Source organism: Sphingomonas sp. Root720 (genome assembly GCF_001428605.1).
In the GTDB taxonomy this organism is placed as follows: domain Bacteria; phylum Pseudomonadota; class Alphaproteobacteria; order Sphingomonadales; family Sphingomonadaceae; genus Rhizorhabdus.
Genome location: NZ_LMID01000001.1, coordinates 38,632 through 58,923, shown reverse-complemented (window position 1 = coordinate 58,923; position 20,292 = coordinate 38,632). Strand labels below are relative to the sequence as shown.

Annotated in this window: 11 protein-coding genes; 5 read left to right on the top strand and 6 right to left on the bottom strand. The window is 65.9% G+C overall.

Features of this window, described 5'->3' with window-relative positions; all coding sequences use genetic code 11:
* Window position 1: 1 nt before the first annotated feature.
* Both glgB and ASE22_RS00205 read right to left on the bottom strand, forming a co-directional pair.
* A complete protein-coding gene (gene glgB / locus ASE22_RS00210; protein WP_056353328.1) occupies window positions 2-2,170 on the bottom strand; it encodes a 1,4-alpha-glucan branching protein GlgB in 2,169 nt (722 codons plus the stop codon).
* A gap of 96 nt (window positions 2,171-2,266) precedes the next feature.
* The gene (locus ASE22_RS00205) at window positions 2,267-4,735 is read right to left on the bottom strand and encodes a glycogen/starch/alpha-glucan phosphorylase (RefSeq protein WP_056353327.1); all 2,469 of its coding nucleotides are present in this window, start codon (window positions 4,733-4,735) and stop codon (window positions 2,267-2,269) included.
* 222 nt (window positions 4,736-4,957) lie between these two features.
* Here ASE22_RS00205 and ASE22_RS00200 point away from each other — a divergent pair, with 222 nt between their 5' ends.
* Window positions 4,958-6,148, top strand: coding sequence for an aromatic ring-hydroxylating oxygenase subunit alpha (locus ASE22_RS00200; protein WP_056353325.1), 1,191 nt, complete (start codon window positions 4,958-4,960; stop codon window positions 6,146-6,148).
* Entirely contained in the window at window positions 6,145-7,746 is a 1,602-nt protein-coding gene (locus ASE22_RS00195) for a phytoene desaturase family protein (RefSeq protein WP_056353322.1), read from the top strand. Before ASE22_RS00200 ends, ASE22_RS00195 begins: the two co-directional genes overlap by 4 nt.
* A gap of 28 nt (window positions 7,747-7,774) precedes the next feature.
* Here ASE22_RS00195 and ASE22_RS00190 read toward each other — a convergent pair whose 3' ends face one another.
* The 3 genes from ASE22_RS00190 to ASE22_RS00180 are packed head-to-tail and all read right to left on the bottom strand — an operon-like array spanning window position 7,775 to window position 13,480.
* Complete coding sequence (locus tag ASE22_RS00190) at window positions 7,775-9,094, bottom strand: APC family permease (RefSeq protein ID WP_056353320.1); 1,320 nt, start codon at window positions 9,092-9,094, stop codon at window positions 7,775-7,777.
* On the bottom strand, window positions 9,091-11,508 hold the full coding sequence (locus ASE22_RS00185) for a TonB-dependent receptor (protein WP_056353318.1): 2,418 nt from the start codon (window positions 11,506-11,508) through the stop codon (window positions 9,091-9,093). Before ASE22_RS00185 ends, ASE22_RS00190 begins: the two co-directional genes overlap by 4 nt.
* A gap of 43 nt (window positions 11,509-11,551) precedes the next feature.
* Window positions 11,552-13,480 (bottom strand): tetratricopeptide repeat-containing sulfotransferase family protein, encoded by a 1,929-nt coding sequence (locus tag ASE22_RS00180; protein ID WP_235536191.1) that lies wholly within the window; start codon window positions 13,478-13,480, stop codon window positions 11,552-11,554.
* A 137-nt stretch (window positions 13,481-13,617) separates the two neighbouring features.
* Between ASE22_RS00180 and ASE22_RS00175 the strand changes: the two genes are divergently transcribed.
* From ASE22_RS00175 to ASE22_RS00165, 3 genes are all read left to right on the top strand, one after another.
* Entirely contained in the window at window positions 13,618-14,952 is a 1,335-nt protein-coding gene (locus ASE22_RS00175) for a Xaa-Pro dipeptidase (RefSeq protein WP_056353317.1), read from the top strand.
* 127 nt (window positions 14,953-15,079) lie between these two features.
* A complete protein-coding gene (locus tag ASE22_RS00170) occupies window positions 15,080-17,896 on the top strand; it encodes a TonB-dependent receptor (RefSeq protein WP_082545738.1) in 2,817 nt (938 codons plus the stop codon).
* A gap of 14 nt (window positions 17,897-17,910) precedes the next feature.
* The gene (locus ASE22_RS00165) at window positions 17,911-18,969 is read left to right on the top strand and encodes a phytase (protein WP_414886098.1); all 1,059 of its coding nucleotides are present in this window, start codon (window positions 17,911-17,913) and stop codon (window positions 18,967-18,969) included.
* A gap of 81 nt (window positions 18,970-19,050) precedes the next feature.
* On the opposite strand, the gene ASE22_RS00160 is transcribed toward ASE22_RS00165, so the two are convergent.
* On the bottom strand, window positions 19,051-20,265 hold the full coding sequence (locus tag ASE22_RS00160; RefSeq protein ID WP_056353311.1) for a hydrolase: 1,215 nt from the start codon (window positions 20,263-20,265) through the stop codon (window positions 19,051-19,053).
* Window positions 20,266-20,292 lie beyond the last annotated feature (27 nt).

Genomic DNA, 20,292 nt, shown 5'->3' with positions numbered 1-20,292 from the left:
ATCATTCGGCCTCCAGCATGATCGTCGCGAGCGGCGGCAACGTCACGCGGGCATAGCCATCGGCCTCGGCGGTGATGGACCCGGCGTTCCCCATATTGCCACCTCCATAGATATCGGCATCGCTGTTGAGGACCTCGCGCCAGCGGCCGCCGCGCGACAGGCGCAGGCCATAGTCGGGGCGCGGCGCCGGGGTCATGTTCGCAATGACGGCGATCGGCGCTTCACCCGGCGCATGGCGTTCCCAGGCGAATACCGAATTGGCGGCATCGTCGACCACCAGCCAGCGGAAACCCTCCGCCTCGCAATCGCGGGCGTGCAGGGCGGGACGGTGGCGGTAGAGATGGTTGAGATCGCGGACAAGGCGGCGGACGCCTTCGTGGGCGGGAGCGTCGAGCAGGTGCCAGTCGAGTGCCCTTTCCTCGCTCCATTCGGCGCGCTGTGCGAATTCCTGACCCATGAACAGAAGCTTTTTCCCGGGATAGCCCCACATCAACGCGTAATAAGCCCGCAGGTTCGCGAATTTCTGCCAATCGTCACCGGCCATCTTGCCGAGCAGCGACCCCTTGCCATGGACGACCTCGTCATGGCTGAGCGGGAGGACGTAATTTTCGCCGAAAGCGTAGAGCAGGCCGAAGGTGATGTCGTCATGATGATGAGGGCGGTGCACCGGATCGCGCGCCATGTAGCGCAGCGTGTCGTGCATGAAGCCCATGTTCCACTTGAAGCCGAAGCCGAGCCCGCCCTCATGGACCGGATGCGAGACCTTCGGCCAGCTGGTCGACTCCTCGGCGATCGTCATGACCCCGGGGTGCTGGCCGTAGATCTCGCGGTTCATCCGCCGGAGGAACTCGACCGCCTCGAGATTCTCGCGCCCGCCATGCTCGTTGGGGATCCATTCGCCCTGCTTGCGCGAATAATCGAGGTAGAGCATCGACGCGACGGCATCGACCCTGAGCCCGTCGAGATGATATTTCTCGGCCCAGAACAGGGCGTTGTTGATCAGGTAGGCGGCGACTTCGCGCCTGCCGTAATTGTAGATCGCGGTGTTCCAGTCGGGGTGGAAGCCCTTCCTGGGATCGGCATGCTCGTAGAGCGCGGTGCCGTCGAACCTCGCCAGCCCATGGTCGTCGGTGGGAAAATGGGCGGGCACCCAGTCGAGGATCACGCCGATCCCGGCACGGTGCGCGCCGTCGACGAACCGGGCGAAGGCCTCGGGCGGGCCGAAGCGGGCGGTCGGCGCGTAGAGGCCGGTGGTCTGGTAGCCCCAGCTCGGATCATAGGGATATTCGCTGATCGGCAGCAGCTCGATATGGGTGAAGCCCATCTCGGCGACATAGGGGATCAGCCGCTCGGCCATCGCGTCCCAGTGCAGGAACGCACCATGGTCGTCGCGTTGCCACGATCCGGCATGGAGCTCGTAGATCGAAACCGGCTGGCGACGGATATCGGCCCGTTTCCAGAAGTTTCGATGCGCATCGTCGCCCCAGTCGTGAACCAGCGGCGCGGTGGTGATCGAGGCGGTGGCGGGGCGCAGTTCGGAGCGAAAGGCGAAGGGGTCGGCCTTGAGCGGGAGAAGCGTGCCGTCGGCGCCGACGATCTCGAACTTATAAGGTTCGTCCTCGCCCAAGTCCGGGACGAAGATCTCCCAGATGCCGGTGTCGCGCCGCAGCCGCATGACGTGGCGGCGGCCGTCCCACCGGTTGAACAGCCCGACGACCGAGACCCGCCGCGCATCGGGCGCCCAGACCGCGAAATGGATACCGTCGGCGCCCTCGTGACGGATCTTGTGGGCGCCCATCTTGTCGAACAGGCGCAGATGCGATCCCTCGGCGATATAATAATCGTCCATCGGGCCGAGCACGGGCCCGAAGCTGTAGGCGTCGCCCGTCGTCCATTCGCCCTCGGCATTGGCGGCGCGATAGCGGAGCGGCTGCGCCTTCCGGATCGACAGCCCGCCCTCGAACAGGCCCGCCCCGTCGACCATGGCGAGCGTGCCGGCGGATCTGCCGGCGAGGGTCAGGGCCTCGACCGTCTCCGCACCCGGCACGAAGGCGCGGGCGAGCAGGCCCTTCTCGGCGAGATGGATGCCGAGGACCGCGAAGGGATCGGCATGGGTGCCATCGACGAGCGCGGCGATCTCGGCGGGGGGGAGGGTGGAGCTGGCTGTTATTTCTTATCTCCGTTCGCCCCGGACGCAGTCGAGGAACTTCACTGCCGATGCCTGTCTCGGCCTCGCTCGACATGCATCGGGCGTGAAAGCACTATATCAAAGGACACCCCAGATTTCAGCGGCATATTGCCGGATCGTACGATCCGACGAGAACCATCCCATGCGCGCGACGTTCCGGATCGCCTTGGCGTTCCAGTCGGCCTTGTCGCCCCACAGCCGGTCGATCCCGCGCTGGGTAGCGGCATAGCTGTCGAAGTCGGCGGCGACCATGAACCAGTCATGCTCGTAGAGGCCCGACACCAGCGCCTTGTAGCGATCGCGGTCGTCGGGCGAGAAGACGCCGCCGGAGATGGCGTGCAGTGCCTGGGCAAGCTCGCGCGACGCCTCGATGATCGCTCGCGGATCATGGCCCTCGGCGCGGGCCTTGCCGACCTGGTCGGCCGTCAGGCCGAAGATCATGATGTTCTCCGCGCCGACATGGTCGCGCATCTCGACATTGGCGCCGTCCAGCGTACCGATGGTGAGCGCGCCGTTGAGCGCGAACTTCATGTTGCCGGTGCCCGACGCTTCCATGCCCGCGGTCGAGATCTGCTCGGACAGGTCGGCGGCGGGCATCATCACCTCGGCCATCGAGACGTTGTAGTTGGGGACGAAGGCGACCTTGAGCAGGCCCTGCACCGCCGGATCATGGTTGATCACGCGCGCGACGTCGTTGGCCAGCTTTATGATCAGCTTGGCGTTGTGGTAGCTCGGCGCCGCCTTGCCGCCGAACAGCTTGACCCTGGGCACCCAGTCGCGCTCGGGATGCGAGCGGATCTGGTCGTAGAGCGCGACCGCCTCGATGATGTTGAGCAACTGCCGCTTATATTCGTGGATGCGCTTGATCTGGGTGTCGAACATCGCCGAGGGGTCGATCTTCAGGCCCATCCGCTCGCGCAGCAGGTTCGACAGCGCGACCTTCTTGCCGCGCTTGACCGCCGCGAACTTCTCCTGGAAGGCGGCATCCTCGGCAAACCGATCGAGCGGGCGAAGCTGCTCGGCATCGTCGAGAAAGGCGTCGCCGATCGCCTCGCGGATCAGCCCGGTCAGCTCGGGATTGCACTGCATCAGCCAGCGGCGCGGGGTGATGCCATTGGTCTTGTTGTTGATCCGGTCGGGATAGAGCCGGTGGAAGCTGGCGAAGACCGTTTCCTTCATCAGCTCGGTGTGCAGCGCCGAGACGCCGTTGACGCTGTGCGAGCCGGCGAAGGCGAGATTGCCCATCCGCACCCGCCGCTCGCCGCCCTCGTCGATCAGCGAGATCGCGCCGATCGCGGCGTCGTCGAAACCGTGGCCTTTGCGCGCCTCGATCAGCAGCTTGGCGTTGATCGCATAGACGAGCTGCATATGGCGCGGCAACAACTGCTCGAACAGATGGACCGGCCAGCTTTCCAGCGCCTCGGGCAACAGGGTGTGATTGGTGTAGCCGAAGGTCCGGCGCGTGATATCCCACGCCTCGTCGAACGAGAGGTTGTGCAGGTCGAGCAGGATCCGCATCAGCTCGGCGACCGATACCGCCGGATGGGTATCGTTGAGCTGGATCGCCGCCTTGTCGGGCAGGGTGCGGATGTCGCCGAAATACTGGATGTGGCGGCGGACGATGTCCTGCAGCGAGGCCGAGGAGAAGAAATATTCCTGGCGCAGCCGCAACTCCTGGCCGGCCTGGTGGGAATCGGCGGGATAGAGGACGCGGGTCAGCGATTCCGCCTTGTTGCTCTCGCGCAGCGCGCCGATATGGTCGCCGGCGTTGAAGGCATCGAGGAGGATCGGGTCGATCGGCTGGGCGGTCCACAGCCGCAAGGTGTTCACCCGCTCGCCGCGCCATCCGACGACGGGCGTGTCGAAGGCGGTGGCGATGAAGCGGTCCTGCGGCTTCCAGCGCCGGGCATCGTCGCCGCTGCCGTCGGCCGCGGCCAGTTCGACGGTGCCGCCGAAGCCGATCTCGTAGCTGGCCTCGCGCCGTTCGAACTCCCAGGGGTTGCCATGGGCCAGCCAGGTTTCCGGCAGCTCGACCTGCCACCCGTCGGAGATCTCCTGCCGGAACATGCCGTTCACATAGCGGATGCCGTAGCCATAGGCCGGGATGTCGACCGAGGCGAGCGACTCCATGAAGCAGGCGGCGAGCCGGCCGAGGCCGCCATTGCCGAGCGCGGCGTCGGGCTCCAGCTCGCGGATCATGTCGATGTCGACGCCGAGCGAGGACAGCGCCTCGCGCATCTCGTCCATCAGGCCGAGGTTCGACACCGCGTCGCGCATCAGCCGGCCGATCAGGAATTCGAGGCTGAGATAATAGACGCGCTTGCCGCCCGCCTCATAGGTTTCCTGGGTGCTGGCGATCCAGCGGTCGATGATCCGGTCGCGAATGACGAGGATGGTCGCCGCCAGCCAGTCGTGGCTCTTGGCGGCGGCAGCGTTCTTGCCGATCCGGTAGGTGAGCCGCTCGACGATCTCCTCGGCGAGATCGGCGGGCGCCGTGCTCCTGAGAGCGGGTTTCGGAAGGACTGCGCTGGCGCTGGTGCGGTTCATGGTCGCGACTCCCCCGACAAACCCTAGGATGGCACGAGTGTATCGTGGCCCTAGCCGCGTGCAAGCGTCATGTTGCGGTGCGGCAAAGCGAGCCATGCTTGCCCTTCGCGACCGATCCGGGCAGTCTGCTGACAGAGATGTTTACGGAAAGTTATTCGCCGACGTCATTCCCGCGAAAGCGGCGATCCACGGGACGGCGGGCGATCAGATGAGGCGCGGGCGATGACCTTGCAGGTGGTGAAGAAAGTGGGGTCCGCCGTCGATCCCGACGCGAATTTCGGGCTGCCGGGCTGGATCTATCACGATCCCGAGATATTCGCGCTCGAGCAGGAGCGGATCTTCCGCCGGTCGTGGCAGCTCGTCTGCCATCTCAACGACATACCTGCGAAGGGCAACTGGCAGTCGCTCGAGATCGGCAACGAGGCGATCGTCGTCGTGCGCGGCGAGGATGGCGGGGTGCGGGCGCTGTCCAATGTCTGCCGCCACCGCGCGGCGCGGCTCGTCGATGGCGCAGAAGGCTGCGCGCGCAAGCTGATCTGCCCCTATCACGCCTGGACCTACGAGCTGGACGGCCGCCTGTCCGGCGTGCCTGGAAAGCGCGACTATCCGGCTTTCGACATGGCCGATTACGGGCTGCACCGGTTCGCGGTCGAGGTCTGGCGCGGCTTCATCTTCGTCAACATCGAGGGGGCAGGGCCCTCGGTTGAGGAGATGATGGCGCCCTATGAGGATGAGGTCGCCCCTTACCGGTTCGAGGACATGAAGGCGCTGGGCCGGGTGGTGATGCGGCCGCGCACCGTCAACTGGAAGAACATCGCCGACAATTATTCGGACGGCCTCCACATCCCGGTCGCGCATCCGGGGCTCAAGCGGCTGTTCGGCCCCGGCTACGGGATCGAGGCGGAGGCCTGGGCCGACAAGATGTGGGGACCGCTGCTCGAAGGCGTGCCGGGCAGCTCGTCCGAGGCGCTCTACCGGAAATATCTGCCGAAGGTCGATCATCTGCCCGAGGAGCGGCAGCGGCTCTGGATCTATTTCAAACTGTGGCCGAACACCGCGTTCGACATCTATCCCGACCAGATCGATTTCATGCAGTTCATCCCGATATCGCCGACCGAGACGATGATCCGCGAGATCGCCTATGTCCTGCCCGACGAGCGGCGCGAGATGAGGGCTGCGCGTTATCTCAACTGGCGGATCAACCGTCTCGTCAACGCCGAGGACACGAAGCTGGTGGCACGGGTACAGGACGGCATGGCGACGCAGAGCTATACGCAGGGTCCGCTCGGCAACGGCGAGGTCTGCCTCAAGAGCTTCGCGCACAAGATGCGGATCCTGATCCCCGAAACGCGCCTGCCGAGCAGGCCGTCGACGGGCTGGAGCGCTCGGAGCGTCGCGGGGCATATCGCATGACGACACGGCAGGACGTCGTCATCATCGGCGGCGGGCATAACGGGCTCGTCTGCGCCTTCTACCTGGCGCTGCGGGGCCTGAAGGTCCGGGTCCTCGAACGGCGGGGGACTGTCGGCGGCGCGGCGGTGACCGAGGAGTTCCACCCAGGCTTCCGCAATTCGGTGGCGAGCTATACCGTCAGCCTGCTGCAGCCGCGCGTCATCGCCGACATGAAGCTGCACCAGCACGGCCTGAAGATCGTCGAGCGGCCGATCTCCAATTTCCTGCCGCTGGAGAAGGGCGGCTATCTCAAGCTCGGCGGTGGGCTGGAGCGCACCCAGGCCGAGTTCCGGCGCTTTTCCGCCAGGGATGCCGAGGTGCTGCCGGCCTATTATGACGCGCTCGACGGAGTGGCCGACGTGCTGCGCGATCTCGCGCTCCGAATTCCGCCCAATGCCGGCGGCGGTATCGGCGCGTTGATCAAGGCTGCGCTGCAGGGGCGCAGGATGGCAATGGCGGGCCTGCCCGCGCAGCGCGACATGCTCGACCTGTTCGTCAAGAGTGCGCGGACCTTCCTCGATGGCTGGTTCGAGCATGACGCGATCAAGGCCGCCTTCGGTTTCGACGCGGTGGTCGGCAACTATGCCAGCCCCGACACGCCCGGCTCCGCCTATGTCCTGCTCCACCATGTCTTCGGCGAGGTGAACGGCAAGAAGGGCGCCTGGGGCCACGCCATCGGTGGGATGGGCGCGATCACCCAGGCGATGAAGGCCGCCTGCGAGGACCATGGCGTCGTCATCGAGACCGACTGCGCGGTCGAGAAACTGCTGGTGGACAACGGTAAGGCCGTCGGCGTGCGCACCGAGAGCGGCGTCGAGCATATGGCGCGCGCGGTAGCCTCCAATGTCGGGCCGGGGCTGCTCTATCGCAAGCTGGTCGACGAGGCCGATCTCGACGCCGATTTCAAGCGGCGGATGAAGGGCTTCAAGGCCGGTTCAGGCACCTTCCGCATGAATGTGGCGCTGTCCGAGCTGCCGAGCTTCACGGCACTGCCCGGGGAGGGAGAGCATCACAAGAGCGGCATCATCATCGCGCCGACCCTCGACTATATGGACCGCGCCTTCACCGACGCGCGGGCCTTCGGATGGTCCAAGCAGCCTATCGTCGAGATGTTGATCCCGTCGACCGTCGACGATAGCCTCGCGCCCAAGGGCCAGCATGTCGCCAGCCTGTTCTGCCAGCAATTCGCGCCCGAACTGCCCGATGGGCGGAGTTGGGACGACGAGCGGGAAAAGGCGGCCGATCACATCATCGCGACCGTCGAGGCGCATGCGCCGGGCTTCGCCAGATCGGTGGTCGGGCGGCAGATATTGTCGCCGCTCGATCTCGAACGGACCTTCGGCCTGGTCGGAGGCGACATCATGCACGGGCACATGTCGCTCGACCAGCTCTGGTCGGCACGGCCGATCCTCGGCCATGGCGATTATCGCGGGCCGGTGAAGGGCCTCTACATGTGCGGGGCGGGCAGCCATCCCGGCGGCGGCGTCACCGGCGCGCCCGGGCATAATGCCGCGCAGGCGATACTGAGCGACCGGGGGCTGGGGCGGTTCTTCGGCTGAAGTGAGAAGGTCGCGTTATGGGGTGACGTCAAATGTTGCTCGCCGATAGGCCGCGTTTGCGCCGCATCACCCACCAGACCGGCACCCCCGCGAGGATCAGGATCGCCCCCCACAGATTGGCTTCGGCGCCCGCGCCGTACAGCGCCCACACGGCGTAGATCCCCGCCGCAACCGCGATCCACGGGCGCACCACGCGAAGCTTGATGGCGGCCGCTGCGACCGCGACGTACATCACCAGCGACGCCGTCGTCGCCAGCACCGCGACGAAGGTGAACAGGCTGACCGTGGTCCGGCTCGCGTTGAGCAGCAGCAGGATGGTGACGAGGCTGCTCGACAGCAGATGCGCGCGCACCGGAATGCCCCTGGCGCTGAGCTTGCCGAGCGCCCTGGGGAAGACGCCGCCGACCGCCATGGCGGCGGGCATCTCGCCCTGGAGCAGGATCCAGCCGTTGAGGGCGCCAATCGCGCTGATCATCGCGAACGCGGCGACGACATGCGCGGCGCCGGGCCCCCAATAGCGGCCTATCACCTCCGAGAAAGGCGCAGCCGAATGGGCCGCGACCTCGGGTGCCAGCAGCAATATGACGGCGCTGCAGGCCAGCAGGTAGATCACCCCCGTCAGCGCGGTGCCGCCCAGCGTCGCGCGCGGGATGGTCTTCTCGGGTTCGACGACCTTGCCGGCCGGGACGGTCGCGGATTCGAGGCCAAGGAACGCCCAGAGGGTGAGGGTGCCCGCCGTGGTGATCGCCGCGAGGCCGATCTCGGGCCGGTGCGGATCGGGGAAGGCGAGGTCGCCATGGGGCGCCGCCATCGCCGCGATCATCACCACCGCCGCCAGCGGAATGACCTTCAGGACGGTGGCGATGAGCTGGACCCAGCCGGTATTGCGGGTACCGCTGATGTTGATCGCGGTCATCGTCCAGACCAGCGTGATCGTCGCCGCCGTCGACAGGCGGGCGTCGGTCGCGAAGAGGGGCATGAAGGCCGAAAGATAGCTGATCGCCGCCACCGCGATCGCACCATTCCCGACGAACAGAGAAACCCAGTAGGCCCAGGCGACATAGAAGGCGAGGTCGCCGCCGAACGCCTCGCGCACATAGACATAGGGCCCGCCGGTCTTCGGATGCGCGCGGCACAGGCCGGCGAAGACGGTGGCGATGGCGAGACTGCCGGCGATGGTGATCCCCCAGGCGGGGATCACGTTCCAGCCATAGGGCGCCAGGCTGGCGGGCAGCATGTAGACGCCCGAGCCGATCATGTTGCCGACGACCAGCGCCGTCGCCATGACCAGCCCGAGCGGTCGGGCGGCGGCGCTGTCGTCGCCGCCCTGCTTCGGATCCTCCCTCAATATTTCCAGCCGATGCGCATGCCGATGGTCTGCGGAACGTTCGGGAAGACGTAGGGCCGGTCGAAGCATTGTCCACAGGTGACAAGCCGGGTCTTTTGCGCGCGCTTGTCGAACGCGTTCTCGACATAGGCCTCCCAGGTCCAGCGGCCGAATTTGGCACCGGCGGAGAAATCGAAGATCGCGTAGGAACGCAGCTTGCCGGTCAGTGCGGCCGGATTGACCGCGTTGCCGTTGGGATCGAAGATCAGCGTGCGGACATCGGACGAGGCCGAACTGGCATAGGTCATCGTGCCCTGGACATAGGGCTTGTAGCTGCCGTTCATGGCGAAGTCGTAGCGCGCGGTGCCGCCATAGCGCCACTTCGACGTGATCGGCAGACGCGTGCCCTTCGGCGCGGATATGAAGTTGCCAGCACCCGTGCAGCTATAGGTCGGATCGTCGACCCCGCACAGGTTCTGACGCGTCTTGGCATCGGTGTAGGCGCCGCTGCCGATCAACGTCAGGCCCTCGATCGGTCGGAAGGTGAAATCCAGCTCGACACCCTTGCTGCGCGCATTCGGGCCGTTGTGGATCTCGGTGAAACTGTTCGCGCCAAGGAAGGAGAACTGGAACTTCTTCCATTCCTCCCAGAACAGCGCGCCATTGATCCTGAGCTTGCCGTCGAGCCAGGTCGTCTTCCAGCCCAACTCGTAGTTGGTCAGATAGTCGGGACTGTAGGGCGGGATGGTGGCGCGCCGGTTGATGCCGCCCGGGCGGAAGCCGCGCGACCAGGTCGCGTAGACCATCAGGTCATCGGTCGGTTTCCAGGTCAGGTTGAGGCGGTGCGTGGTACCGTTGCCCTTCACCCGCTTGGGTACGACGTCGGTGCCGACGAGGGTGCCGAGATTGTTGCACGGCGCGCCCGGCAGCAGTTTGCCGAGATATTCGCCGCCCGGTCCCTGGAAGCAGGCGGCGACGCCTGTGCGACCCGAATATCCGTCACCGAAGCCGAAGAAGCCGATCAGCGAGTTGTTGTACTTGAACGCGCGCAGGCCGCCCGTGATGGTCAGCTGGTCGGGTATGATGTCGAACGAGGCTTCGCCGAACGCAGCATAGTCCTTGTCGACGCGGAACTGCTTGGTCAGCCAGATCGTGCCCGGGCGCGTGTTGACAGACGTGGCGTCGGCGAGCCCGAAGATCTGGTAGTCCTGCAGGATGTCATGCGTCTGGCGCTGGTAGAACAGGCCGGCCAGCACGCGAATGCGCTTGTCCGACGGCGAGGAGATACGGAACTCCTGGCTGTTCTTGGTGAAATGGTCGCGGCCGGCGATATGCTGGCTCGGATCGATGTAGTTGCCCGCATTGTCGGTGAAATAGCCCGAAAAACCCCCCGCGTAGAGATTGTCGTAGGTGACGGCATAATCGGTATAGTCGCTGACCGCGTCGATATGCCGGTCTAGATAGGCGCCGGCATAGGTGATGTCGAAGTCGGCGATCTTGCCCTGGACGGTCAGCGCGGCCTGCCAATAGCGGTCGTGGAAGCGCTCCCGGCCGAAATGCTGGACCTGAAGGTCGCCCACGCTCGGATCATAGCCGAAGAAGCCGTGGTTGAGCTGATCCTGGTAGAAGACGGTGGGCGTCACCGTCCAGTTGTCGTCGATCTCGATGCCGAGCGCGGCGCGTCCGCCGACGACGGTCGAGCGGTTGTAGTTCTTTTTCACGTCGGCGGCGTTGTCGATCGTGACGCCGGTGCCGAAGGTCCGCGTCCCGGGAACATTGTCGATGAAGCCCGCATCGCGCTGATACCAGCCGACCACGCGCAACGCTGCATAGTCGGACAGAGGCTGGTTGACGAATCCCTCGAGCTTGCCGCCGACATCGCCATGGCTGACCTTGTTGAGATCGGCGTCGAAGCCGGCCGAGAAGCCACTGGGATCGGGCTTGTTGGTGATGATGCGGATCGTCCCCGCCTGCGACGAGGCGCCGTAGAGCGTGCCTTGCGGGCCCGACAGCGCCTCGATCCGGGCGATGTCGTAGATGTGGATGTCGAGCGCGCCGTCGATCGTCGTGATCGGCTGTTCGTCGAGATAGATGCCGACCGAGGGTAGCGAGCCCGAATGGTTGCCGTCGCCGCCGCTGGTCACGCCGCGGAAATAGACCTTGGCGTTGCCGGGTTGGCCGGACTGGAAGGAAAGGCTGGGCAGCAACTTGGTATAATCGGCGAAATTGCTGACATTATATTGTTCGAGCTTGGCGGTGCCCAGCGCCTGCATCGGGATCGGCACCTTCTGCATATTCTCTTCGCGCTTCTGGGCGGTGACGATGATCTCGTCCCTGTAGCCACTGTCCTCGTCGGAGGCCGTCCCCTGGGCCAATACCGGTGTCAGTGCCGTTCCCGCCATGATCAGTGCGACCGCGCCGGTCAGCTTCGTCATTCGAGCTCGCATGTCTTTCCCCTTTGCTTATGTCGTTCGTCGGTCAGGCATCCTCTGTAATTCTTGTCGTTGGGTAATCGGACAGCGCGCTCTCGAGCGCGTCGGTCAGGGTCGAAAGCCGGGGTGCGAAGCGCTGCCAATGATCGACCGCGTCGCGAAAGATGGGCTGGCGAACCTGCTCCGAACTCGGCGTGCGGACCGCGCGTTCGGTCTTGTGGAAGGCGAGACAGGCCGGATCGAAGCCGAGGCCGGCGGCCGCGAGCAGAGCGCGGATTCCGGCCTCCGGATCGTCGACCAGCGCCTCGTAGAAGACATGGTGGACGGATCCGGGCTGGGCCGCGTCGAATGCCGTCATCGCGCGGACATAGTCGGCATAATAAGCGCCGAGATCGGCAAGGTCGTAGCTGTAAGCCTGGCCCCGGGCGAAGTTCTGTTTGAACACCGACCAGCAGCAGCCGAGCGGATGTCGCCGGGTGTCGATGATCGTGGCATTGGGCAGGATCAGGCGGATCAGCCCCACATGCGCCCAATTGTTGGGCATCTTGTCGATGAAGCGAGGGTGATCGCCATGGCGATGGACGCGGGTGCGCTCGATATATTCCTCGCCCAGCGCTCGGACCTGATCGGCCGATAGCGCGGCAAGCGCCTCGGGATAGGGCGAGCGCTGGTCGCGGCGGCTGTGGCCGCTCAGTCGCCGGGCGATCTGGCCGATGTCATGGAGTTCGCCGGTGCCTTCGACCTGCGGATGGCTCGCCAATATCTGTTCGACGAGGGTGGATCCCGACCGGGGCATGCCCAGCACGAAGATCGGATCGGGATCGGGGCAGCCCCATCCGGCACGATCGGCGAAGAAAGCGGACGTGAAGAACGCCACCATCCGATCGACATGCTCGGCATTGTCCTCGGCATGATAGGGGACCATGCGACGGCGGATGGCATTGGCCTCGACAAAACGGTCGAACGCCTTGTCGTCCTCGCCGCGATCCTCGTGCGCCTTGCCGAGCGCGAAGCCGATCTGGGCACGATCGTCGATCGTCAGTTCGTCGCTCGCCCGCACCCGTTCCATCGTCTGGACGTCGCCCTCGGTGAAGCGGAACGTCTTGAGGTTCGCGAGGCTCCACCACGCTTCCCCGGTCTCCGGGCGTAGTGCCACCGCGCGGCGATAGGCGGCGATCGCCTCGGCGGTGCGGCCGACCGTCTTGAGGCCGTGGCCGTAGCTCATCCATAGCCAGGGATGGCCGTCATGGTCCGCGATCAATTCCTCGTAGAGAGCGATCGATGCCGCATGCTCGCCGATCTGGCCGAGCGCGGCGGCCTTGAGGTTGCGGGCGGCGCGGTCGGCGGGGTCGCGGGCGAGCAGCCGCTCGATCTCGATCAGGGCATCCGCGTGACGCGTCTGCCGGACGAGCACCAAGGCGAGATTCTGCCGCGCGCCGTCGAACTCGGGCGCCAGCTCGAGCGCGCGGCGCAGCAGCGTCTCGGCATCGCGATAGCGACCGATTCGCCCCGCCACTTCCGCCAGCATGCGGATCGCGGCGATGTCGAAGGGGTCCTCGCGCAGTGCTTCGCGCAACAGCCCCTCCGCCTCCGGTATCCGGCCAGTGACCAGGGCATGGCCAGCGCGGGCGAGCCGGGGATCATCAGCCGCAGCCGCCAGTGCGCGCGACGTCGCGGCTTCGGCCGCGCGCTCATGGCCGGCGGCACGCTGGAGATCTGCGATCAGGCGCCAGGCTTCGGCATTGCCTGGGGCCCGCGCCGCGAGGTGCTCCGCGGTCGCGAGCGCCCGGGCGGGCTCGCCGCTCCGCTCCTCGGCGCGCGCCAGCAGCAGCAGGGCATCGGGTTGGTCGGGATGGGCCGCGATGAGCTTGCGAGCCTGTTGTGCAGCGAGGGCAGGCTGTTCGGACAGCAGGCCGTAAGCATGGGCCAGCGCCGCGTGAAGAGTATCAGTCGCTGCCTGTCCGCCTGAACCCACTATTCGCCCCGGTTCGCGATATATCCGGAGAAAACGCCTTTGTACCGTCCTGTGTCAACAGAGATGTCAGCAGTTGCGTCGACGATCATGTCGCAGCACAGTAACGTTGTTGAAAAGCCACAGGTAGGGAGAGGCGGATGCGTGGGGCATGGATGGCAGGCGCAGCACTGCTGCTGGCGGGTGCGGGCCAGGCACAGGCGCAGGACCGGATCGTCGCGATCAAGGCGGGCCGGGTGATCGATACCGCGCGCGGCACGGTGCTGACCGACCAGATCATCATCGTCACCGGCGACCGCGTTACCAGCATCGGGCCGGCGGCCAGCACCACGGTTCCGGCGGGAACGCCGCTGATCGACCTGTCGGGCAAGACCGTGTTGCCGGGCCTGATCGACACGCACACCCACATCACCGGCGACCCGACGACCAGCCCCTATGAGTCTTATCACCTCTCGGTGCCGCGCCAGACGGTGACCGGGGTCGCGAATGCGCGCCGCACGCTGCTCGCCGGCTTCACGACGATCCGCGACGTCGGATCGTCCGGCTATGCGGACGTGGCGTTGCGCGACGGCATCAACGCCGGAGAGATCGCCGGGCCCCATATCCTCGCATCGGGCCCGGCGCTGGGCATCACCGGCGGCCATTGCGACGACAATCATCTGGCGCCCGAATATCATCATGAGGGCGAGGGCGTGGCGAACGGTGCCGATGCGGTTCGGCTCGCCGTGCGGCGCAATATCAAATATGGCGCCGACCATATCAAATATTGCGGCACGGGCGGCGTCTTCTCGCGCGGAGACAAGCCGGGAGCGCAGCAATATACGCAGGAGGAGGCCAACGCGCTGGTCGCCGAGGCGCATCTCCACGATCGTCCGGTGGCGGTACACGCGCATGGCGCGGACGGTATCAAGGTAGCGATCCGGGCTGGGGCGGATTCGATCGAGCATGCCAGCCTGATCGACGAGGAGGGGCTGAAGATGGCGAAGGCTGCGGGCACCGTCCTGTCGATGGACATCTACAATACCGACTACACCCAGGCCGAAGGCAAGAAGAATGGCGTGCCGGAGGAATCGCTGCAGAAGGATCGCGATGTGGGCGACGTCCAGCGGGAGAATTTCCGCAAAGCGGCGAAGATGGGTATCAAGCTTAGCTTCGGCACCGACGGCGGGGTCTATCCCAACGGCGACAATGCGAGACAATTCGCGGTTATGGTCCGTTACGGGATGTCTCCGATGCAGGCGATCCAGGCGGCGACCGTCGTCGGTGCGGCGCTGGTGCGCCACCCCAAGGACCTGGGCCAGGTGGCGCCGGGCTTCTATGCCGACATCATCGCCGTCGATGGCGATCCGCTGACCGATGTCCGGGCGCTGGAGAAGCCGGCCTTCGTTATGAAGCAGGGAGCGGTCTATCGCGCCGATGGGGAGCAATGCGGCGCGGCGCCGTCTGCCTGGGGGTGCGCCGCTCCGGCGCGTTAAGACTATGCCGGCACGCAGCGTCGCATCGGCGGCAATGATCGACCTTGAAACAAAACTGACCTATTAGCGTCGCTTTGGCGTCATCAGCCGCTGTCACTCGGCCCCCCAACCACACAGGGAGGTCGGAATGACACGGATGATGTTCGGCGCGAGCCGGGCCGCGATTGCACTTGGGCTCGCTTTTTCCACATCGGCGATCGCCGGTACGCTCGTCGGTACGATATCCGACGCATCGGGCACGCGGGCGTTGGAAAGCGCCGAGGTCCGTATCGTCGAGCTCGGCCGCGCCACCGAGGCGTCGCGTGACGGCCGTTATCGCTTCCCCGACGTTCCGGCGGGCACCTATACCGTCGAGGCACGCTATATTGGCGCAGAGACGGTGCGGACCAGCGTCCAGGTTCGCGAGAGCGGCGATAGCTATGCCGACATTGCCATGGGCGGTGGCGAAAGCGGCTCGATCATCGTGATCGGCCAGGTCGCGAACCAGGCGAGCACGCTGTCGCGGCAGCGCGCTGCCGACGGGGTCGAAAGCGTCCTGACCCGCGACGCGATCGGCCAGTTTCCCGACCAGAACGTCGCTGAATCGCTGCGCCGCCTGCCGGGCATCAACATCCTCAACGACCAGGGCGAGGGCCGCTTCGTCTCGATCCGCGGGCTCGATCCGGAGCTCAACGCCTCGACCGTCAACGGCGTGCGCCTGCCGGCCCCCGAATCCGACGTCCGCTCGGTCGCGCTCGACGTGATCTCGAGCGACATCATCGAATCGATCGAGGTCAAGAAGTCGCTGACCCCCGACATGGACGCCGACACGATCGGCGGATCGATCGACATCAAGACGACCAGCGCGTTCGACCGCAAGAAGGACCTGTTCAAGATTTCGGCCGAGGGGAGCTACAACGACCTGACCGACAAGGTCTCGCCGAAGGGCAGCTTCGATTTCTCGACCAAGCTGAGCGATGCGGTCGGCGTCTCGGGCGGCCTGTCCTATTATCGGCGACGCTTTGCGACCGACAATATGGAGATGGATGGCTGGGATATCGACGACAACGGCAACGCCTTCGCCGACACCGTCGAATATCGCGACTATGACGTCACCCGCAAGCGGATCAGCGCCTCGCTGTCGTTCGACTTCAAGGTCGGCGACAGCACCACCCTCTATGCGCGTGGCCTCTACAGCCAGTTCGACGACCAGGAATATCGCCGCCGGCTGACCTTCGAGATGGACGAAGCGCCTAGCAGCAGCACGGGCACCACCGCCAATTTCCTGTCCGAGGACGGCGAGATCAGCGTCCAGCGCGACCTTAAGGATCGCTTCGAATCGCAGAAGATCCGCTCGCTCGTCGTCGGCGGCGAGACCGACGCCGGTCCGTGGAAGGCGACGTATTCGGCGAGTTGGGCGAAGTCGTCCGAGCGTGAGAACGGCTCGATCGACCCGGTCAAGTTCGAGCGCAAATTCGAGGATCCTGGCGAGTTCGGCGTGACCTTCGACTATAGCCGGCCGAAATATACCGGCTATGCAGTCACTGCCGGCCAGGCGCTGTTTCTCGATCCGAGCGAATATGGGTTCGACAAGGTCGAGCGGACGTCGCTCAGCGACTCGCAGGACGAGGAGTTCGCGATCAAGGCCGATATCTCGCGCGAGTTCGCGATGGATGGCGGCGTCTTCACCGTCCAGGCCGGTGCGAAGCAGCGCTGGCGCAAGAAGACCTATAACGGGCAGTTCGACATCTACGACGGCTATGATGGCGACCTGACCCTGGCCGATTTCCTCGGCAAGCAGGATTATGGCCTGGCGTCGATCGATCCGGTTCCGGCCAAGACGTCGTTCCGCTCCTTCTTCCGCGACAATCTCGGCGATTTCGAGCTCAACCCGTTCGACTCCGCCTCGGCGTCGGCCGAATCCGACTATCGCGTCGACGAGGACGTCAGCGCCGGTTACCTGCTGGGCCGCTGGGACAGCGATCAGGTTCGCATCATCGGCGGCGTCCGCGTCGAGCGGACCCGCAACAAGATCACCGGTAACCAACTCACCCTGGTCGAGGAGGGCGACGAATATCAGGGCGTCGACGTCGACGAGGACACGGTGTTCATCCTGCCGCAGACCTTCAAGCGCAGCTATACCGACTGGCTGCCGAGCCTCACCGTCCGCTACGAGCCGGTCCGCAACCTCGTGCTGCGCGCCGCCGGCTACAAGAGCCTGGTGCGTCCGAAGCTGTCCAACCTCGCGCCCCGCGCGGTGATCGAGGACAATGAGGGCGAGTTCGGCAACCCGGCGCTGAAGCCCTACAAGGCTTGGAATGCCGACCTGTCGGTAGAATATTATTTCGGGCGCAACGCGGCGCTTTCGGCCGGGTTCTTCTACAAGGACATCAAGGACTATGTCGTCCAGGTCGTGAACGAGGACGTCGCCTATAACGGCGTGGTGCTCGACGAGGCGACGACCTACGCCAACGGTCCCAAGGCCACGGTAAAGGGTTTCGAATTCAGCTACAGCCAGGTCTACGACTTCCTGCCGGCACCGTTCGACGGGCTGCTGACGCAGGTCAATTACACCTATACCGATGCCAAGGGGCGTGTGTTCACCGACGGCGACATCACCGACCCGCGCCGTGTTCCGCTGCCGGCGTCGTCCAAACACACGCTGAACCTGGTGCTGGGCTATGAGAAGGGTCCGCTCAGCCTGCGCGCGGCCGGCACTTTCCGCGGCAAATATCTGGACGAACTGGGCGACGACCCCACCGGCGATCGCTATGTCTCGAACCACTTCCAGCTCGACCTGAGCGGCAAATATCGGATCACCGACAATATCCGCGTCTTCGCCGAGTGGGTGAACGTGACCGATCGTCCCTACTTCGCCTATCAGAACCTCGCTTCGAGCCGCCGCCTGCTCCAATATGAAGAATATAGCTGGACCGCGAAGTTCGGCGTGACGGCGAACTTCTGATGCGGCGGATCACGATGGTCGCGGCGGCGGCTTCCCTGGGAATTTCCCTTGGAGGCTGTGCCGCCAAGGAAATGTCGGTCGAGCGGCGCATCGCGCTTGCATCCCCGGCGGTGTCGGTCGCGGCGCGTGGCGAGACCGCGCCGGTGGGTACGTCCAACGCCGACGCCGCCGACGATCCCGCGATCTGGCGGAACGCCGCCGATCCGGCCGCGAGCCTGATCGTCGGCACCGACAAGAAGGCGGGGCTCTATGTCTACGGCCTCGACGGCAAGGTGCGCGACTTCCTCGACGCGGGCCGGGTGAACAATGTCGACCTGAAGGACGGCGTGCCGATCCGGGGCGAAACGGGCGTGCTCGTCGTCGCCAGCGACCGCAACGATGTCGCCCAGTCGAAGCTGGCGCTGTTCCGGCTCGACACCGCGACGGGCAAGCTGACGGCGCTCGGCACCGTCGCGGCGGGGGCAGGCGAGGCTTATGGCGTCTGCCTGTACCGCGATGCGGCGGGGACCTATGCGTTCATGGTCCTCAAGGACGGCACGATCAACCAGGTCGCGCTCGATGCCGAGGGCGCGACGCCGTCGGGATCGAGCGTCCGCACGATGAAGCTCGGCACCCAGTCGGAAGGCTGCGCGGCCGACGACCGGACCGGCACGCTCTATGTGGCCGAGGAAGATGTCGGCGTGTGGAAGTTCGACGCCCGGGCGAACGGGTCTACGGCCCCGATGAAGATCGCGGCGGCCGACGGCCGGGCCATCGTCGCCGACGCCGAGGGCGTCGCGATCGCCATGACCGGCGAGAAGGACGGCTATGTGCTGGTGTCGAGCCAGGGTGACAATGCCTATGCCGTCTACCGGATCGCCGACGACAGCTATGTCGGCCGCTTCCGGATCGCGGCGGGGGCGGTCGGCTCGACCGAGGAGACCGACGGAATCGAGGTGATGACGGGCGATTTCGGTCCCGGCTTCTCCGGCGGACTGTTCGTCGCGCAGGACGGCCAGAACGGTGCGGGTGCCCAGAACTTCAAGCTGGTCGCCTGGGACGATATAGCGAAGGCGCTGGGATTGCCGAACTGATCGGTCATCCCGACGAAGGTGAGTTCTTTGCAACTGCGGTCATGCCGGCCTTCGCTGGCATGACGGAGTGTGGGACCGTACTTACGACAATCCTCGCTCCGCCAGGCGGAGCATGACGAGCGTCGAGAGCTGCGCCCGTTCGGGCAGGCTCTCGACGATCAGATATTCGTCGGAGGAATGGATCGCGCCGCCGCGCGCGCCCATCGTGTCCACCACGGGCACGCCGCAGGCGGCGATGTTGTTGCCGTCGCAGACGCCGCCGCTGGCCTTGTGGGTAATCGGCCGGCCCAGCAGCGCGGCGCTTTCCTCGACCAGCGCGAACAGCCTCGCGGCCTTGTCGTCGATCGGCTTGGGCGGCCGGCCGAAGCCGCCGTGGACATGGATGGCGACGTCATGCTCGACGGCGACCGCTCGGACGATATCGTCGATCAGCGCCTGGGCGGCGATCTGGTCGGCGGGCAGGGCGGGGCGCAGGTTGACCCGGACGATCGCCCGGTCCGGCACGACATTGTTCGGCCCGCCGCCGTCGATCCGCGCCGGGTTGATCGCAAGCCCAGCGCGGCGGGCGCGGGCGAGCCGGAGCGTCAGGTCGGCCGCCGCGACGACGGCGTTGCGGCCGTCCTCGGGGTTGCGGCCGGCATGCGCGGAACGGCCGGTGACGACGATCGAGAAATTGCCGCTGCCCGGCCGCGCACCCGCGAGCGTGCCGTCGGGCAGTGCCGAGGGCTCGTAGGTCAGGGCGGCGAGCTTGCCGCGCGCAGCCTGGGCGAGCAGCGCGGCCGAACCGGGCGAGCCGATCTCCTCGTCGGAATTGATCACCACCTCATAGCCGATGCGCGAGCCGAGCGGCGAGGCTTCGAGCGCGGCGAGAGCGGCCAGCATCAGCGCGATCCCGCTCTTCATATCGGCAACGCCGGGCCCGTTGAGCACCGCGCCGTCGTCGACGTCGGTCAGGACCTGGAAGGGATGGTCGGCCGCGAACACCGTGTCCATATGCCCGGTGAGCAGCAGTTGCACCGGAGCCTCGGGCCGGACCCGGACATGAAGATTGCGGCCATAGCCGAGCGCCTGGACGTTGCCGGCCGCATCGACCGCCTCGCCCGGTAACGCGTCGCGCAACACGACATCGCCGGGCAGCGCCGAGAAGGCGTCGGCAAGCTCGCCCGCCATCACCGCCAGCCCGTCGAGGTTGCGCGAGCCGCTGTTGATCAGGCTCCACCGCCGCACCAGCGCCAGCATCGGGGCTGCGGCGGCCGCCGCTAGGGCAGGGCGATGGGTCTCGATCGAAGCGCTCATATCTCCAACCCGTTCGTGTCGGAGAAG

Excerpts from the sequence above, each read along its gene's own strand:
- ASE22_RS00200 (WP_056353325.1), top strand. The coding sequence starts at position 4,958 with ATGACCTTGCAGGTGGTGAAGAAAGTGGGGTCCGCCGTCGATCCCGAC.
- ASE22_RS00185 (WP_056353318.1), bottom strand. The coding sequence starts at position 11,508 with ATGACGAAGCTGACCGGCGCGGTCGCACTGATCATGGCGGGAACGGCA.
- ASE22_RS00175 (WP_056353317.1), top strand. The coding sequence starts at position 13,618 with ATGCGTGGGGCATGGATGGCAGGCGCAGCACTGCTGCTGGCGGGTGCG.
- ASE22_RS00195 (WP_056353322.1), top strand. The coding sequence starts at position 6,145 with ATGACGACACGGCAGGACGTCGTCATCATCGGCGGCGGGCATAACGGG.
- ASE22_RS00160 (WP_056353311.1), bottom strand. The coding sequence starts at position 20,265 with ATGAGCGCTTCGATCGAGACCCATCGCCCTGCCCTAGCGGCGGCCGCC.
- ASE22_RS00165 (WP_414886098.1), top strand. The coding sequence starts at position 17,911 with ATGGTCGCGGCGGCGGCTTCCCTGGGAATTTCCCTTGGAGGCTGTGCC.
- ASE22_RS00205 (WP_056353327.1), bottom strand. The coding sequence starts at position 4,735 with ATGAACCGCACCAGCGCCAGCGCAGTCCTTCCGAAACCCGCTCTCAGG.
- ASE22_RS00170 (WP_082545738.1), top strand. The coding sequence starts at position 15,080 with ATGACACGGATGATGTTCGGCGCGAGCCGGGCCGCGATTGCACTTGGG.